The 18,083-nt window shown below is 73.0% G+C and carries 10 protein-coding genes; 7 read left to right on the forward strand and 3 right to left on the reverse strand.

What is annotated here, in order from left to right; translation table 11 throughout:
• Positions 1-69: 69 nt before the first annotated feature.
• The gene (gene gntD, locus EAO72_RS02210) at positions 70-1,155 is read right to left on the reverse strand and encodes a guanitoxin biosynthesis L-enduracididine beta-hydroxylase GntD (protein ID WP_148015463.1); all 1,086 of its coding nucleotides are present in this window, start codon (positions 1,153-1,155) and stop codon (positions 70-72) included.
• Between the two features lie 121 nt (positions 1,156-1,276).
• Complete coding sequence (locus tag EAO72_RS02215) at positions 1,277-1,669, reverse strand: ACT domain-containing protein (protein WP_148015464.1); 393 nt, start codon at positions 1,667-1,669, stop codon at positions 1,277-1,279.
• A 239-nt stretch (positions 1,670-1,908) separates the two neighbouring features.
• On the opposite strand from EAO72_RS02215, the gene EAO72_RS02220 reads away from it, so the two are divergent.
• The 3 genes from EAO72_RS02220 to EAO72_RS02230 all read left to right on the forward strand — a co-directional run bounded on the left by EAO72_RS02220 (position 1,909) and on the right by EAO72_RS02230 (position 5,895).
• Positions 1,909-3,225: an MFS transporter gene (locus tag EAO72_RS02220; protein WP_222724061.1), complete on the forward strand. Its 1,317-nt coding sequence runs from the start codon at positions 1,909-1,911 to the stop codon at positions 3,223-3,225.
• Positions 3,222-5,579, forward strand: coding sequence for a M20/M25/M40 family metallo-hydrolase (locus EAO72_RS02225; RefSeq protein ID WP_148015465.1), 2,358 nt, complete (start codon positions 3,222-3,224; stop codon positions 5,577-5,579). The genes EAO72_RS02220 and EAO72_RS02225 overlap by 4 nt, the downstream gene beginning before the upstream one ends.
• Positions 5,580-5,712: 133 nt before the next feature.
• Entirely contained in the window at positions 5,713-5,895 is a 183-nt protein-coding gene (locus tag EAO72_RS02230; protein ID WP_148015466.1) for an MbtH family protein, read from the forward strand.
• A gap of 92 nt (positions 5,896-5,987) precedes the next feature.
• Here EAO72_RS02230 and EAO72_RS02235 read toward each other — a convergent pair whose 3' ends face one another.
• A complete protein-coding gene (locus EAO72_RS02235; protein WP_148015467.1) occupies positions 5,988-6,722 on the reverse strand; it encodes a hypothetical protein in 735 nt (244 codons plus the stop codon).
• 192 nt (positions 6,723-6,914) lie between these two features.
• Here EAO72_RS02235 and EAO72_RS02240 point away from each other — a divergent pair, with 192 nt between their 5' ends.
• The 4 genes from EAO72_RS02240 to EAO72_RS02255 all read left to right on the forward strand — a co-directional run bounded on the left by EAO72_RS02240 (position 6,915) and on the right by EAO72_RS02255 (position 18,052).
• Positions 6,915-12,344 carry a non-ribosomal peptide synthetase gene (locus EAO72_RS02240; RefSeq protein WP_148015468.1) on the forward strand — a complete coding sequence of 1,810 codons (5,430 nt, stop codon included), beginning with the start codon at positions 6,915-6,917 and terminating at the stop codon, positions 12,342-12,344.
• A gap of 86 nt (positions 12,345-12,430) precedes the next feature.
• Positions 12,431-15,736: a non-ribosomal peptide synthetase gene (locus EAO72_RS02245; RefSeq protein ID WP_187284894.1), complete on the forward strand. Its 3,306-nt coding sequence runs from the start codon at positions 12,431-12,433 to the stop codon at positions 15,734-15,736.
• The gene (locus EAO72_RS02250; protein WP_261991275.1) at positions 15,733-17,082 is read left to right on the forward strand and encodes a serine hydroxymethyltransferase; all 1,350 of its coding nucleotides are present in this window, start codon (positions 15,733-15,735) and stop codon (positions 17,080-17,082) included. The genes EAO72_RS02245 and EAO72_RS02250 overlap by 4 nt, the downstream gene beginning before the upstream one ends.
• Positions 17,083-17,269: 187 nt before the next feature.
• Complete coding sequence (locus tag EAO72_RS02255) at positions 17,270-18,052, forward strand: thioesterase II family protein (RefSeq protein WP_148015470.1); 783 nt, start codon at positions 17,270-17,272, stop codon at positions 18,050-18,052.
• Positions 18,053-18,083: the final 31 nt, after the last annotated feature.

The following is an 18,083-nucleotide window of genomic DNA, read 5'->3' on the forward strand; positions in this document are numbered from 1 at the left end:
GCGGGACTTTCAGACACGCCCTGAGGCCTTTCGGCGGACGGCGCTGCTCTCGGAACACGCCCCGCCGTTTCAGACCAGCGCGCGTCCGTGCGAGCCGTAGCGGCGGTCCTCGGAATCGCGGAGGTTCGACGTGACGTTGATCCGCCGCAGCCAGCGGTCGGTGCCGTCGTAACGCGCCTTGAACGGCCGGCGCCCGTGGATCGCCCGCTTGTTGTCGATGAGCAGGAGCTCGCCGGGGGCCAGGGAGACATCGCGCAGTCGGGTGTCGAAGGCCGCGATCACGGTCTCCAGTGCCTTCTCGGCGGCCGGGTCCGAGAGCGAGCGCTCCATGAAGGCCGGGTCGATGCGGATGAACGGGGCTTCCTGACTGCCGCTCAGAATCGCGGTCGGCCGTGGACTGCTGTTCATCTCCGCGATCTGCCGGAACGCCTTGTCGGCCCAGGCGTCGGTCTCCAGCCCGGTCGTCGTCTCGTTGAACGCGGCGGTGTGCGACTCGTCGGGGAGAATGATGAACCGCTCCTCGAAGAGGATCCTCCGGGTCTCCTCGTCCAGTCGCAGGTCCTGGGCGGGCGCGAAGGTGGTGGGCACCCGGTCGGGGTTGCGCAGGCAGAACAGCATGATCCAGTCGGCGCGCAGGGGATGGAACGCGTCCTCGTTGTGCCACTCCAGGTTGACCGTGGAGCTCGAACCCAGTTGCGACTCCTCGTGCCCGGCCACCGGGAAGACGTCCAGGACCAGCCGGCCGCGCTGCTGGGTGAGATAGGAGATCGGGTCGCCGATCAGCGAACCGATCAGAAGGAGGACCGCCGCCGCCCGGTCCGTCTCGCGGCTCCGGGGATCGTCGGTGTACTCCAGCGGGGTCGGGCCGAGCGCGGCGGCGTCCAGCGGAAGCCCGGAGACGACCAGGCCCCCGTACGGCTGCCCGGTGAGCCGGAAATCGGTGAGCCGCCGACGCAGGCGGAACGGAAGCTCGTGGGAGCGGACCGAGATGCGGTTCAGCCGGTCCTCGAGAGGGCGCTCCGGGTCCTCGTCGAGGAGGGTGTCGGCGATGTCGCGGACCGTCGCGCTCTCCTGCCCGTCCAGTGCCAGGCAGGGCACACCGTCGTCCGCCCGGATCTCGAGGTCTTCGGCTTCTTCGACATGTGCCAGTCCCACGTTCAGCCTCCTGGAGTCAACGGCCAGGGTCGGGGCCGTTCGCGAAAGGCTGGCAGTGGTCCGGTGCCGCCAGGCAGTCGGGAACCTTCCTGACACCGGGGCCCGGCGGCGGCGGACGCCCTCACCCGGTCACGGTGTGGCCCGCCTCCCGCAGTACGGAACAGGCTTCGGCCCGGCGCTCACAGGGCACCAGGACCAGGTCGCTGAGGTAGCTCGACGAGACGAACACCGGGACGCCCGCTGCCGCGAGCGGGCCGAGCACGGCCGCCAGCATGCCGGGCAGGTCGAGGCCGTGCGACGTCTCGCCGTAGAGACCGGCCCAGCGCTCCGGAGCACCGGGCGCGTCGGGCTCCGCCGCCGGGTCCGGCGGTATCTCGCTCACCACGGTCAGGCCTTCCGGCGCCCGGTGCAGGACGTACCAGGAACCGTCCGGCGGCAGCTGCCCGGCCGGCAGCTGTTCGACGGTGAACTCGGAGGGCAGCACCCGCAGGTGCTGCGCGGCAGGGGTGATCATGCGCGTACCCTAGGGCCTTTCGCCCGATCGGGAGGGGCGCGCGCGTCGCCGCGGCCCCGCGGGTCCCCTGCGCGAAACCGGCCGAACCGCGTGGCCGGACGGGTGCGGGTCAGGAGGCTCCCTGACCGGCGGGCGCACGGGCCGCCGCCGTGGGGGATTCCCCCGACTGCTGCCCGCGGCGCGGGGTTGCCAGTATCGGCGTACCTCTGCTGCTCAAGTGCCTCAGAAAGGAGGCGCCCGTGGTGGCCGAACCGAGCACCGCTACGGTGCCGAAACGCCGCTTCGGGGCAGGATTCTGGCGGCTGTGGACCGCGACCTCGATTTCCGGGCTGGGTGACGGCGTCCGGATATTCGCCCTGTCCGTGTACGCCGCCACCGTCTCCAGCGACCCCGTCGAGGTGTCGATGGTGGCGGTCGCCGGCCAACTGCCGTGGGTCCTCGTCGGCCCGTTCTCCGGCACCCTGATCGACCATCTCGACCGCTGGCGGATGCTCTGGATCTGCGATGTGGCCAGGGCCGTTGTCCTGGCGGGCTTCGTGTCGGCCATCGTCGGGGACCGGGTCACCATCACCGTCCTGGCGGTCACGGCCTTTCTGCTGAGCTCGATCGAGACCATGGCGGACAACCTGTCCCAGGCCGTCGTGCCCGACGTGGCCGGCTCCCATTCGCTGGACTCGGCCAACAGCAAACTGCTGACCGGGCGCCTGGTGACGATGGAGTTCCTCGGCGCACCCGTGGGCACCGCACTGTTCGCCACCGCCCATCTGCTGCCCTTCGGACTGGCCACGGTCTGCTTCGCCCTCTCCGCGCTCCTCATCTTCGGAGTACGGCCGGCATCGGGCCGCACGGCCGCGGACGAGGGCCGGGTCACACTGCGGCTGCTCGGTTCCCAGACCGGCGAGGCCGTGGTCTGGCTGTGGCGCCATCCGCTGCTGCGCACCATGTGTGTGATGGCGGGGCTGCTGAACTTCGCGGTCCTCGCGGTGATGGGCGTCGCCGTCCTCTACGCCCTGCACGTGCTGCACGTCAGCGAGACGGTGTACGGCCTGCTGCTCCTGGTGATCGCGGTCGGCGGGCTCGCCGGACTGACCCTGGCGCCGAAGCTGATCGCCGGCCTCGGCCGCGGCCGCGTCCTCCAACTGTCACTCGGCATCTGCCCGTTCGTGTTCGTGCTCGGCGGCATCACTTCGCAGCCGCTCGTCGCCGCCGTCGTCTTCGCCTTCGCCGGGATCAGCGTCGCCCTGGTCAACGTGGTCACCACGACGCTGCGCCAGGCACTCATTCCGCCGGACAGGTTCGGCCGGATCAACGGCGCCTACCGGCTGGTCATCAACGGCCTCTCGCCGCTCGGCGGGCTCGCGGGCGGGCTGACCGCGGACCGGTTCGGACTGCGCGCGCCCTTCTTCCTCGCCGCCGTCGTGCTCGCCGGGGTCACGTGCGCGGCCCTGCCGCTGCTCTCCAACCGCAGGATCGGCCACGTCCCGGACCAGGACACCCCGCCCGGACGCGAGGGCGCCGGGAGTCCGGCCACACCGACAGGAACGGACGGCGAATGACCCTGCGCGAGATCCAGCTCCCCGCCACCGCCGCGGACCCGGGGCAGACACACGGACCCGGCCGCCGGTGGCTGCCCGGCCTGCTGGTCCTCCTGGCCACGCTGGCCGTGGCGGTCCTCGGTGTGCTGTCCGTCGCCACACCGCCCGACCCGCTGCCGGCCGACGCGCCCGCCGCGGAGTTCTCGGCCACGCGGGCCCACGCCCACGTCGAGCAGATCGCGACGGAGCCGCGCCCCGTCGGGTCGGCCGCACACGACCGGGTACGGGACCAACTCGTGCAGAAACTCCGCGGACTCGGCCTGGACCCGGTGGTCCACAAGGAGCTCGGCGTCGACCGGACCCCCGGCCACACCATGGCCGCCCCGGTCCAGAACATCGAGGCCACGCTGCCCGGCAGCGACCCGACGGGCAGGGTACTGGTCGTGGCCCACTACGACTCCGTGGAGATCGGGCCGGGCGCCACGGACGACGCGCACGGAGTGGCGACGCTCCTCGAAACCGTGCGGGCACTGCGGTCGGGCCCCGCGCCGCGCAACGACGTCACCGTCCTGTTCACCGACGCCGAGGAGCCGGGCCTGATGGGCGCCCGGGGCCGGCTCGCCGCCGCGGACCGGGGCGATGCGGACCGTACCGTCGTACTCAATCTGGAGTCCCGCGGCACCTCGGGCCGTGCGGTCATGTTCGAGACCGGTGCGCACAACGCGGCGCTCGTGCCCGCCCTGGCGGACCACGCGCCGGTCACCACCTCGCTCGCCTACGAGGTGTACCGGCTGCTTCCCAACAACACCGACTTCACGGTCTTCCGCGAGGCCGGCTTCACCGGCATGAACTTCGCCAACGTCGGTACGTCGGCGAACTACGACACGCCCCAGGACAAGCTCGCCAACTCCAGCAAGGCCTCCCTCCAGGACATGGGCGCCACGGTCCTGAGCGCCACCAGGAGCCTGGCGGCGGCCGACATCGCCGCGACCGSCAGCGGCGGCGAGGCCACCTACTTCACCCTCGGTCCGCTCCTGGTGCGCTATCCGGGCGCCCTGGTGCTGCCGCTGGCGGGGATCGCGGTGGCCGCATCCGCCCTCGTCGTGTGGCTCGCGCTCCGGCGGCGCGCCGTCGGAGGCCGGGCGCTGACGATCGCCGCCGCCACGGTGCCCCTGCCACTGATCACGGCCGCCGCCGTCGGCTGGGCGGGCTGGCAGCTGATGACCCTCGTCCGGCCGCACTACGCGGGCTTCATCTTCGGAGACCCCTACCGTCCGGGCCCCACCGCGCTCGGCCTGTGCCTGGTGACCGCGGTGGCCGTCTGGGTCTGGGCGACGGTGCTGCGGCGCAGATGCGGCCTTCTTGAGCTCACCGCGGCGGTCACCTGCTGGCTGACCTTCCTCACCCTGCTCACCGCGCTGCTCGTCCCGGGCGCCTCGTACCTGTTCCTCTGGCCCGCCCTGACCGGCGCGGCGGGGTTCGCCGCCGCGGTCCGGCTGCCGGCGTCCTCACCCTGGCGTGCCGCGGTCGCGGCACTTCCGGCCGTGCCCGGCGCCGCGCTGCTGGCCCCCATGGTGGCGCTGCTCTTCGCCGCGCTCGGCCTGGTGCTCGCCATGGCGCCGCTGGTCGTCCTCGTGCTGTTCGTCGCCCTGGTGGCGGCGCCGTTCGCCCGTCCCCTGGCGCGGCGGCCGCTGTTCCTCGGGGCAGGTGCGGCGGCCCTCGCGGGCGTCGTCGTCTGCGGGGTCGGAGTGGCCCGGGACGGCACGGACAGCGGACACCCGTCCCAGGTCAGCATGGTCTACGTCGCCGACGGGAAGGGAGCCCGCTGGGTGAGCTCCGGGCGGGGCAGCCATCCGTGGCTCGATCCGTACGTGGACGCGGACACCGAGCCGCTGGCGGCGGAGTTCCCTTATCTCAAGGAGCCGGACGAGTGGCGCACCGGCCCCGCGCCGCGGGCCGAGGCCCCGGCGCCGACCGCGCGCGTGCTTTCCACCCGGCGGGGAACCGACGGATCGCGCGAGGTCACCGTACGCATCGGCGCCGCCCATGGCGCGGCCAGTCAGCTGATGCTGTACGCGGACACCGGGAGCGGCGGCGTACGGAGCCTGACCGTGGCGGGCGAGAAGTGGCCCGGCGGGAACAACAGGCCCGGGGTGAAGGGCCGTTGGGGCTGGGGGTTCACCTATGTGGCACCACCCTCCGAGGGGGTCGAGCTCCGGCTGAAGGTCGCGGGCGACGGGCCACTGCGGCTACGACTGCTGGCGAAATCCTCTGGCTTCCCGGAAGGGGCGCTGGCACAGGACCCGCCCGCCGATGTCGCCTGGGCCGCCTGGGACGCCGGCTTCACCCTGGTGGCAACGGAGTTCACCGTCTGATGGGCGGCCGCATCCGACGGCTCCCGCGACGGAGGTCGCCGCCCCGGACGCCCGGCTCGTCCGCACCGGACTCGATCCAGGACAGGTAACGGTACAAGGCGTCCGTCGGGGCGCACCACATCAGGAGGTTCACATGGCCGGTGGTACCCAGGACTATCAGGTGGTCGTCAACATCGAGGCGCAGTACTCGATCTGGCGGGCCGGGCGGGATCTCCCGGACGGCTGGAGCGAGGCGGGCTTCACCGGGTCCAAGGAGCAGTGCCTCGCACACATCGACACCGTCTGGACGGACATGCGCCCGCTCAGCGCCCGCTGACCGGACCGGAGCCGTCACCCAACGGCGTACGGGGCTCCGCCTTCGGACCGAAGGCGGAGCCCCGTACGCCGTTTCGCGCTCGCGCGGATTCCTCAGGCCGCGGGGTCCGCGTCGATGGCTATCCAGAGGGCGCTCGCCCGGGCCAGCAGACGGCCCGTCTCCGCCTCGTACAGGGCCGTGACGTTGGTGGCGGTGCGGTCCTGGACGCCGTCGAGCCTGCCCACCACGACATAGTCCGCTCCCGCGCGCGGGCGCTCGTCGATCCCGGCCGTCATCCGGCCGAGCAGCCTGGGACGCCGGACCGGATCGGTCGTCCAGCCGCCGGGGCAGTCCAGGGCGGCCCAGACGACCTCGGGCCGTACGAGACCGGAGGCGTCGGCCAGTTCGGGGCGCGGGCGCCAGCCGCAGGCGACCGTGTCCGGACGGCCCTCGACCGCTCCCGGTCGCAGCGACAGGCCGTCCTTCTCCCGCTCGGTTCCGCAGACGAAACAGGTCGGGAACGGGTGGCCGGCCCCGCTGAACGACTCCTGCGCCACCGCTGCCGCCGTGGCGGAGACGGCGGCAGGCACGGTCGCGTCGCCGTTCGCCGCCGTGACCGTGGCGACCACGTCCTCCCCGTGCCAGGCATGACCACGCCGTCCGGCGGGCCGGTAGGCGAGCGGTGTGTCCAGTGGAACCGGCAGGTGCAGGGAGACCGCGAGCGGGCCGTTGAGATGGCCGGCGGACCGGGCGAGCTCCGCCAGAACACCGCAGGCGTAGCCGCCGTTGGCGCTGGTGGGGGGTCCGTTGAAGGCGGCGTCGACGGAGAAGGTCGTTATCGGGGGCACGGTGTCTCCTCAGCGGCAGGTGGCTGATCGTGCCAGCGACCCTAGAGCGCCCGGACGGTGTTCCGGGCCCCGGTCGGGGCGGCGCCGGTGTCAGGAGTGTTCCCGACTGTCTGCGTCCCCCGCGTGTGGCCAGGCTGTTCGCGTACCCACGGGTGGGTGTTTCCGCCGCGCCCTCGGACGACAGAGGTGCTGATGACCCAGATCCGCCCCGTGGCAGGCAGCTGGACCGAGCTGCTCGCCGATACCGCACTGCGTTCACCGGACCGTGTCGCCTTCAGCTACCTCTCCGACGGGGAGGTGCCGGCCGGAGAACTGACGTACGCCCAGCTCGACTCCACGGCCCGGATGATCGGCGTCCACCTCCAGGGACTCGGCCTGGCCGGTCGCCGGGTGCTGCTGCTCTACCCCTCGGGTCTCGACTACGTGGCGGCGTTCTTCGGCTGTCTGTACGCGGGCGCCGTGGCGGTCCCCGCCTATCCGCCCACCCGCCAGGCGCGCTCGCTGGAGCGCATCGCGGGCATCATCCAGGACTGCGGCGTGGACACGGCCCTGACCACCGCGGAGTTCGCCGCACGCCTGGCGTCCAGGGCGCCCGCGGTCGCGGGACTGCGGCTGGTGGCGACCGATTCCGTGGCGCGGGGAGCAGCGGCCGACGGCTGGACGCCGTACCGGGCCGATGAGCGGACCACGGCGTTCATCCAGTACACCTCGGGTTCGACCAGCAGCCCGCGGGGCGTGGTGCTCAGCCACGGCAATCTGCTGTCCAACGCACACGTGACCCAGCAGGCGTTCGGGACGTCCGCCGGCACACGGGTGGTGTCCTGGCTCCCCATGTACCACGACATGGGCCTGATCGGCTCGGTCCTCGGCACCGTGTACTGCGGCGGAAGCTGCGTACTGATGTCGCCCTCCGCGTTCGCGCAGCGGCCCGCCCGCTGGCTGGAGGCGATCAGCGCGGCCGGCGGAACGGCGAGCGGCGGCCCCAACTTCGCCTACGACCTGTGCGTCGACCGCATCTCGCCCGAGGAGCGGGCCGCGCTCGACCTCGGTTCCTGGGAGATCGCCTTCAACGGCGCCGAGCCGCTGCGGCCCTCCACCCTGCGCCGCTTCGCCGACGCCTTCGCCGACAGCGGCTTTCGTGCCGAGGCGCTGACACCCTGCTTCGGCCTCGCCGAGGCGACCCTGCTGGTTTCGGCGAAACCGCGCGGGACCGCGGCGGCCGTCGACGCGGCCCCACCGGACGGCAGCGCTCCCGTGGTGTCCAGCGGGACACCGGCCCCGGGCGTCCGTGTGGAGATCGTCGACCCCGCCACGCACGATCTCGCCGAACCCGGCCGGGTCGGCGAGATCTGGGTGAGCTCACCCGGTGTCTCCGAGGGCTACCTGGGCCGGCCCGAGCTCACCGAGGCCACCTTCGCGGCCACCCTCGGCGGCACCACCGAGCCGCGCTTCCTGCGTACGGGCGACCTGGGGTACCGGTCCGGGGGCGAGCTCCACGTGGTCGGCCGGCTCAAGGACCTCATCATCGTGCGTGGCCGGAACCACTATCCGACCGACATCGAGCAGACCGTCGAGCACAGCCATCCGGCGCTGCGTCCCGGCGGGGGAGCGGCCTTCTCCCTCACCGGAAGCGGCGACGCCGGGGCCGAGGAACTCGCCCTCGTGCACGAACTCGACCGCGGCTTCGACGGCGACTGCGCACAGGTGGTGACGACCGTCCGCGCCGCCGTAGCCGCCGCGCATCAGGTACGGCCGCACACCGTCGTGCTGATCCGGGCCGGCAGCCTGCCGCGCACGTCCAGCGGCAAGGTGCAGCGGAGTGCCTGCAAGGCGGAGCTCCTGGCCGGTTCACTGAAGACCGTCCACGCGGACGACGAAGGTGCCGCCGGGCCGGCCGCCGACGCGGAACCCGCCTCCGCGCCCACGGTTCCCTCCGCGCCCTCCGTTCCCTCCGCGCCCTTTGCGCCTCCCGTTCCCGCCGTGCCCGGCCCCGCGCTGCCGGAGGCCGACGCCGGCCGGGCTCTGAGCCTCCTCCGCACGCAGCTCAGCCGCCTTCTGCGGCATGACGACCTACCCGCCGACCGGACGCTGATCGAGCTGGGCCTCGACTCGCTGGGCACGGTGGAACTGCAGCACCGGATCGAGCGCGAGCTCGGATACCGGATCGACTTCGAGGAAGCGGCGGCCCTGACCCTCTCCGAGCTCGCCGCGCTCGTCGCGGCACCGAAGCCCACCATCGAGGGCCCGGCCGAAACCACACCCGCCGAGCCCGCCGGGGACCGGCCACTCACCTCGAACCAGTACGCGCAGTGGCTGGGACACCAGGTCGCGCCCGACGGCCGCGCCCAGGTGATCGCCTCGGCGGTGGCCGTCCGCGGCCCCCTGGACACCGAAGCGCTGGAGAGGGCCCTGCACGCTGCGGTGGCACGGCACCCGGGGCTGCGTACCACCTTCCCCATGACCGGCGACGGTCCCGTACGACGCCTTCGGCAGGACCCGCGGATCGACTTCGTCCGGCACGACGCCTCCGGGCTCGACGCGGAGACCCTGCGCGAGCGTCTCACCGAGGCCGCCTACCGGCCGTTCGACCTGGCCGGGGGGCCGCTTCTGCGGGCCGCGGTCTTCACGCTCGGTGCCGACGACCACCGACTCGTCCTCGCGATCCATCACATCGTCGCGGACCTGTGGTCGGTCGAGGTCCTCCTGGCCGATCTCGACCTGCTCTATCCCGCTGCGCTGCGGGGCGACACGCCACCCGCGCGGCCGGGCGACAGCGGAGAGCCGAAGCAACCGGCCGCGGACGAGCAGGAGCGGCTGTGGGCGTACTGGAGCGAGGAACTGGCGGGCGCCCCAGCGCTGTTGCCGCTGCCCACGGACGGGCCGTCTCCCGACGTGCTGCCCGCCGGCCACCCGCTGCCGGCCCGCACGGCGTCGCGGGGTGCGAGCGTGCCCTTCGCTCTCGGCCCGGAGCTCAGCGCCCGGACAGCCGCCACCGCGACCGCTGCCCGGACCACCCCCTACACGGTTCTGCTCGCCGCCTACCAGATCCTCCTCGCCCGCCTCAGCGGCCGACAGGACCTGCTCGTCGCCACCCCGGAGCACGGCCGCCGATCGGCGGACGAGGCCGACGGCATCGGGCTGTTCGCGGGCATGCTGGTGCTGCGCGGCAGGCTCGGGCGCACCGACGACTTCGGCACACTGCTCCGGCGCACCCACCGCACCGCACGGTCCGCGGCCGCCCACGCGGGACTGCCCCTGCCCGTCCTGATCGAACGCCTGCGGCCACGGCGCAGCCCCGGGCGCCCCACGCTCGCCCAGGCCGTCATCACCGTGCACCGGCCGGTCGGCGGACACGGTCCGCTGGCGGCAGCCTGCGCCCTGGGACTCGCGGGGGCCCGCGGCACGGTCGGTGGACTCGCCCTGGAATCAGTGCCGTTCACTCCGCCGGCCAGCCAGTTCGAGACCGGCGTGACCCTCGCCGAGATCGACGGCCAGTGGCACGGAGTGCTGCACTTCGACGCGGCGCTGGTCCGGTCCGCGTCCGCCGGAGACTGGGCGGATCAGTTCCGCACCGTCCTCGACACGGTGACCCGTGACCCGCGGACGCCGCTGTCCGATCCGCGGCTCCTCGGCCCGGAGCCGAGCACGGCGAGGAACGACTACGGGGAGAGCGCCGAACCGCTCCCCGTGCACGAGATGTTCGCCCGCCGCGCAAAGATCGCACCGGACCGGACGGCGCTCGTCTGGAACGGCGGCGCACTGACCTACGCGGAGCTCGACGTCCGGGCCAACCGGCTCGCCCACCGGCTGCGCGAGGCCGGGGTGGTCCCCGAGTCACTGGTGGCGCTCTGCCTCCCCCGCTCGCCCCAGCTCGTCGTGGCCGTCCTCGCGGTGGCCAAGGCGGGCGGTGCCTATGTGCCGCTGGATCCGGCGCACCCGTCCGCGCGGACCGGGTACGTCCTCGAAGACGCCCGGCCGCCGATCGTCCTGGTCTGTGCGGAGACCCGGTCCCGGGTCCCCGCCCACGACGCCCTGCTCATCGACCTCGACGCGGAGGCGGAGACGCTCGCGGCGCTGCCGGCCACCGACCCCGGTGTTCCGGGCGACCTCGACCGGCTGGCGTACGTCATCCACACCTCGGGCTCCAGCGGACGGCCCAAAGGCGTGCTCGTGCCCCACCGGGGCGTGGCCAACCTCTTCGCGGCCGCCGCGGACTTCCGCTTCGACCACACCGACGTGTGGACGCTCTTCCACTCCTACGCCTTCGACTTCTCGGTGTGGGAGATGTGGGGCCCGCTCGTGCACGGCGGCAAGCTCGTACTGGTGGAGGCGAGGGAGACGCTGTCGCCGCCGGACTTCTGGGAACTGCTGCGCCGGCACCGGGTCACCGTGCTGAACCAGACTCCCGCCGTCTTCGCCGAACTGACCGACGTCCCACCGCGGCTGCTCCGCGGCCTGGACCTGCGCCACATCATCTTCGGCGGAGAGAAGCTCGAGACCGGCCACCTCGCCGGCTGGGCGGCGCACGGTGATCCGGCGACCCGGCTGACCAACATGTACGGCATCACCGAGATCACCGTGCACGCCACCTACGGGCCGCTGCGGCGGGGGACCGGACCGGCGCCGTCTCCTGTTCCGGCGCCACCGGACACGGCCGCCGAGGTCCCGCTCGGTGCTCCGCTCGGGGGCACCGATCTGCGCCTGCTCGATGAGGACGGCTGTGCGGTGGCCCCCGGTGAGGCAGGGGAGATCTGCATCGGCGGCCGGGGAGTCGTACGCGGCTATCTGGGGCAGCCGGCCCTGACGGCCGAACGGTTCGTCCCGCACCCCGACCGGGCCGGGGAGCGCATGTACCGCTCCGGCGACCTGGCCAGGCAGCGGCCGGACGGTTCCCTGGAGTACCTCGGCCGCGCCGACTCCCAGGTCAAGATCCGCGGTCACCGGATCGAGCCGGGCGAGATCGCCGTGGCGCTGCGCACCCACCCCGGCGTCCGCGACGCCTTCGTCCTGGCGGACCAGGACTCCCGTGGCCGCACCGGGCTGACCGGATACGTGGTGCCCCGCGAGGCGCCGCCGACGGCCGCCGGACTCCGGGCGCATCTGCGGGAGCGGCTGCCCGAGTACCTGGTGCCGGGCAGCTTCCGCCCGGTCTCCGCCCTGCCGCTGACGGTCAACGGCAAGGTGGACCGCCGGGCGCTCGTCGCCCTGGGCCGGGAACCTTCGGACGCCACGCCGGACAACGCCACGGCCGGCGCCGCCCCGCAGCTCAGCCCGACCGAAGCGGCCGTGGCCGGCCTGGTCGCCGAGCTCCTCGAAACCGCGCGGGTCGGGCGCGACGACGATCTCTTCGCCCTCGGCTGGCACTCCCTGCTCATGGCCCGGCTCGCGCTGCGCATAGACGACCGGTTCGGGGTGAAGGTCCCGCTCCAGGAACTCTTCGTCGAGCCGACGGTCGCCCGCGTCGCGGCCTCGGTCGACACCGGCATGCAGCGAGCGGCCGGCACCGGGGGCCCGGGCGGGCAGGGCGCGTCGCGCACCGTCATCGCCCGGGTCGACCGCTCGCGCTATCTGGCCGGCACGACCGGCTCCGGGCGCCTGACCCTCCCCGACACCCTCTCCTGAAAGCCGCCGCGCCCGGTGCCCACGGCATGGGGTACGGCCCGCAGTCCTGTTGTCCCCGACCGCAATACCGACGTGTGGAGACGGCCATGCAGACCCCGCAACCGACGATCTTCCCCCTGGCCTCCGCCCAGGAACGGCTCTGGTTCGTGGAGCAGTTGACCCCGCACACCGCCGCCTACCACATCCCGCTGGCCTTCCGGCTGCGCGGCAGCCTCGACCGCGAGGCACTGCACGGTGCCCTGCAGTACGTCGTGGACCGTCACGAGGCGCTGCGCACCGTGTTCCGGCAGGTGGACGGGCGTGCGGTGCAGGTGGTCGAGGCGGCGGCGCCGATCGCTCTGCCGCTCGTCGAGGTGGCCGAGGCGGACCTCGACGAGACGCTGGGCACCGAGGCCGCCCGGCCGTTCGACCTGGGCCGGGGGCCGCTGCTGCGCGGCCGCGTGCTGCGTCTCGCCGAGGACGACCATGTGCTCGCCGTCACCCTGCACCACCTGGTCGCCGACATGTGGTCCTGCGGGATACTCCTGCGCGAGGTCGGTATCGCCTACGCCGCCCTGAGCGCGGGTGAGCCCGTGGACCTTCCGGAACTCCCGCTGCACTACCCGGACTTCGCGGTCTGGCAGCGGGAGCAGCTGCAGAGCGAGCGCCTGGGCGAACTGCTCGGCTACTGGCGGGCGGCACTGGCCGGGGCCCCGCCGGTCCTCGACCTTCCCTTCGACCGCCCGCGTCCCGCGGTGCAGAGTCTGCGGGGCCGGCAACTGGCCGTACGACTGGCCCCCGACCTCTCGGCCGCGGTCCATGACCTGTCGCAACGTCTGGGCGTCACCCCGTTCATGACGCTCCTCGCTGCCTTCCAGCTCCTCCTCGGCCGCTACAGCGGACAGCAGGACATCGTGGTGAGTACCGGCGCGGCCACCCGTACACCGGAGACCGAACAGGTCATCGGGTGCTTCATCAACACGCTGCTGCTGCGCACCTCACTGGCGGGCGACCCGGACTTCGCCGAACTGCTCGGCCGGGTCCGTGACACCACCCTGGGCGCCCTCGACCACCAGGACCTACCCTTCGAGCGGCTGGTCCAGGACGTCCGGCCACAGCGCGATCTGAGCGTCAACCCCCTGGCCCAGGTGATGTTCATCCTCCAGAACGCGCCGGTGCCCGAGCCGGCCCTGCGCGGTCTCCGGGCCACCGTCACCGGGATGGAGCGCGGCGGCGCGCAGTGCGACCTCGACGTCCAGCTCCGCTCCGTGGACGGGGTGTTCACGGGCTTCATCGAGTACGCGGACGACCTCTTCGACGCCGCCACGGTGGCCCGCCTGTGGGACCACTACCAGGTGCTGCTGACCGCGGCGGTCCGCGACCCGCAGCGCCGGGTCGGCGAACTGCCCTGGCTCACCGGGGCCGAGACGGAACGTGCCGTGTCCGAGTGGAACGACACGGCGGCGCCCGCACCGGACCTCTGCCTGCACCAGCTGTTCGAGCGGCAGGCCGAGGAGCGCCCCGGAGCGCAGGCGCTGGCCTGGACCGATGGCGGGATCAGCTACGGCGAACTGGACCGGAAGGCCGGGCACGTGGCCGCGGCGCTGCGCGCGGCCGGCGTAGGGCCCGATGTTCCCGTGGCCCTCTGCATGGAGCGTTCCGCCCATCTGGCCGCGGCGGTGCTCGGGGTACTCAAGGCGGGCGGCGCCTACGTTCCGCTGGACCCCGGCTACCCGGCCGAACGTCTGGCCTTCATGCTGGCCGACGCCCGGCCCGCGGTCCTCCTCACCGACTCCGCCGCCCTGTCACGATTGCCGGTGGACGCGGCCACCGGGCAGGTGGCCGGCGGCGCCGGTCCGGCCGCCGTGCGCGTGATGAACGTGGCGGAGCTCGACGACGACGGACTCCTGGCCGAGAGCGGGGCACCGGCCGCGGTGACACCCGGCCATCTCGCCTACGTCATCTACACCTCGGGTTCGACCGGGAGCCCCAAGGGCGTCGCCGTCACCCACCGCGGTGTCGTCAACAACATCACCGACCTCAACAGGGGCCAGGACATCGGGCCCTCCGACTCCGTCCTCTCGCTCTCGTCGCTCAGCTTCGACATGTCGGTGTACGAACTGCTCGGGATGCTCGCCGCCGGCGGCACCACGGTGCTGCCCGACCCCGACCGCGCCAAGGACCCGCGGCACTGGGCCGAACTGATCGAACGGCACGGCGTCACCGTATGGAACTCCGCCCCCACGCTCCTGGAGGCCCTGGTCGACGGCTACGGCGACGGCTCCCCGGCCCGCCCCACGCTGCGCGTCGCCTTCCTCGGCGGTGACTGGGTGCCGGTCCCGCTGCCGGACCGGGCCAGGGCGCTCTTCCCGGACCTGAACGTGATCGTGATGGGCGGCGCGACCGAGGCGTCGATCCACTCCATCGTCCAGCCGGTCGGCGAGGTGGGCCCCGACTGGGTACACATCCCCTACGGCAGGCCGATGGCGAACCAGCAGGCCCTCGTCGTCGACGAACGGCTCGAACCGGTGCCGGTCGGCGTGCCCGGCGAGCTCTGCCTCGGCGGTATCGGCCTGGCCCGCGGCTATCTGGGGCGCCCCGCACTGACCGCCGAGCGCTTCGTGCCGCACCCGTACGCGGGCACCCGCCCCGGCATCCCCGCCGGCAGCAGGCTGTACCGGACCGGGGACCTCGCGCGCTACGCGCCGGACGGCACCATCCACCTCATCGGGCGCCTGGACCACCAGGTCAAGGTGCGCGGCTTCAGGATCGAGCTGGGAGAGATCGACGCGGCGCTCGGCCGGCACCAGGACATCGCCGAGGCGGTGACGGCCGTACGCACCGACGAGGCGGGACACGGCGTCGGTCTCACCGCGTACCTGGTGGCCGAGGGCGACCTGCTCCCGACCGTCGGCGAGCTGCGCGCGCACCTCGCCGCCTCCCTGCCGGACTACATGGTCCCGGACGCGTTCGTCCCGCTGGAGCGGCTTCCGCTCTCGGCCAACGGGAAGGTGGACCGCCGCGCGCTGCCGGCCGCCGGGGCCGGGACACTGGCGCTGTCCGGGGAGTTCGTCGAACCCGCCACCGCCCTGGAGCGGGCGATCGCCGACATCTGGCAGGGCGTGCTGCGAGGCGAACGGGTCGGACTGCATGACGACTTCTTCGAGCTGGGCGGCAACTCGCTCGGTGTGACGCAGGTGGCGTCCGCCCTGAGCGAGTACCTGCGCGTCGACCTGCCGCTGCGCGACGTCTTCGAGGCCGCGACCGTGGCCGGGCAGGCGGAAGTCGCCGAGCGCACCGCCCGGGACCTGGGGACGGACGTGAACGCCATCGCCGAGATCTACCTCCGGGTGATCTCGCTGGACCAGGAACGCACCAGGGAACTTCTCAACGACCTCGAGGAGGCCCGGTGAGGGCGGCCGGGATCGTCGGCCGCACCCTGGCCCACGGAGTGGAGCTGCTCGCCGAGCAGGACCAGGAGCTCCACGGGCTGCTCGAACGTGAGCAGCTCCGCCAGCACGAGACGCTGGCCATGGTCGCCGCGGCGAGCGTCGCCGACCCCTCCGTCCTGGCCTGCGAGGCCAGCGCGGCGGGCAACGTCACCACCGAGGGATACCCCGGCGCCCGCTACCACGCGGGCTGCGACGTGGTCGACGCGATCGAACGCCTGGCCGTGGACCGGGCGAAGACGGCCTTCGGCGCCCGGTACGCCAACGTCCAGCCGCACTCGGGATCCACCGCCAACCAGGTGGTCCTCTGCAGCCTGCTCGACCCGGGCGACACCGTCCTCGGCATGGGTCTCAAGGCGGGCGGGCACCTCACGCACGGTGCCGCCGCGTCGATGAGCGGCCGGTTCTTCACGCCGGTCCGGTACGGCCTCGACGAGGACGGATTCATCGACTACGACGCCATGGCCGAACTGGCCCGACGGCACCGGCCCCGGCTCATCTTCTGCGGCGCCAGCGCCTACCCCCGGGCCATCGACTTCGGGCGGTTCCGTGAGGTCGCCGACGAAGTCGGTGCCTACCTGGTGGCGGACATCTCGCACATCGCCGGTCTGGTCGCCACCGGCCAGCACCCCAGCCCCGTCGACGTCGCCCATGTGACCACGACCAGCACCTACAAGCAGCTGTACGGACCCCGCGGCGGACTGATCCTGCTCGGCCGTGACGCGGAGACCCCCACCGCCTCGGGCAAACCGCTCGCGGCCGCACTCCAGGACGCCGTCTTCCCCTACCTCCAGGGCACCCCCCGGCTGAACACGGTGGCTGCCAAGGCACGTGCCCTGGCCCGGGTGGCCAAGCCCGGATTCCGTGCGCTGACCCAGCGGATCGTCGTCAACGCCAGTGCCCTGGCCAAGGAGTTGGACCGCCTCGGACACCGCGTGCTGACCGGGGGCACGGACACCCACATGGTCCTGATCGACGTGGGCCGGCGCGGACTGACCGGGAAGATCGCCGAGGGTTCGCTGGAAGAGTGCCGGATCGTCGTCAACAAGAACAGCATCCCCGGCGACCGGCACGGACCACAGATCACCAGCGGCGTACGCCTCGGGACCAATGTGCTCGCGCTGCGCGGCATGGGGGTGACGGAAATGACCGAGTGCGCGGAACTGTTCGACACCGTGCTCGATGCCGTACGTCCCTCGGGCGACCGTACCTACGTCCTGGACGAGGAGGTACGGGCCCGGGTCGCGGGCCGGGTCACGGAACTGTGCCGGCGCTTCCCGCTGCCCGATCACCCGCTGCCCGGGCGATGACAGCAAGCGGACGCCCCGCGCCCCCGACGGCGTGGGGCCGAAGGGCTCCTTGCGGCACTCAGCGGGCCGGGCGCGCCCGCAACGGTGTCCCTGTCAGGAACACCCCCGACTGCAACTCCCGCCCCCGGTGGCGAAGCTGGAACCCGGTGTCCTGCGGCGCCGGACGGGCTGTGAAGGGAACATGAGGATGGCACGGCTGACATGGCTGCGTGACTGGTCGCACAGCGAGCAGGTCACCCTGCGGGTGCTCTGCCTTCCCGGTGCGGGCACCGCGGCGCACACCTACCGGCGCTGGTCGCAGCTGCTGCCGGCCGACATCGGGGTGGTGGCGGTGGAGCTGCCCGGGCACGGCAGCAGGCTGAGCGAGCCGCCCGCACGGACCGTGCGGGAGATCCTGGAACCGCTCGCCGACGAGGTGGCGACGCTCGCGGACCGACCGCTGGTGATCTTCGGGCACAGCATGGGCGCCGCTGTGGGCGCCGAACTCGCCCGGCTGCTCCGCCGCGAGCGGGCCATCACGCCCGCGCTGCTGATCGCCGCGGCCCGCGAGGCCCCGCGTCCCGCCCGGGACACGGACTACACGAAGTGGCTCAGCGAGGACGGAGCACGCGCGTTCCTCCGTGAGATGGGCGGCACCCCGCCGGAACTGCTCGGCAACGAGGACTACATAGCGCTGATGCTGCCCCCGCTCCGCGCGGACCTGGCGGTCCTGGCAGGGCCCTGGCCCGAGGACACCCGGCCCCTGGACTGCCCCGTGCGGGTCTATCTCGGGGAATCGGACACCGGTGTACGGCCGGAGCGGGCCGCCGAGTGGCGGGCGGAGAGCAACGGCGACTTCGCGGTCCACACGTTCGACTCGGGTCACTTCTTCGTGCACGACCGGACGGCCGAGGTGCTGGCACGGCTGTGCGCCGATGTCACCGACACCATCGGGTCCCCGAGGAGCGGGCCCGCGCAGCGGGTGCCCTGACCGACCGCGTACGGCGTCTTCGCAGCCGTAC

The sequence above is a fragment of the Streptomyces sp. OR43 genome (genome assembly GCF_008042275.1).
Classification (GTDB): Bacteria; Actinomycetota; Actinomycetes; order Streptomycetales; family Streptomycetaceae; genus Streptomyces.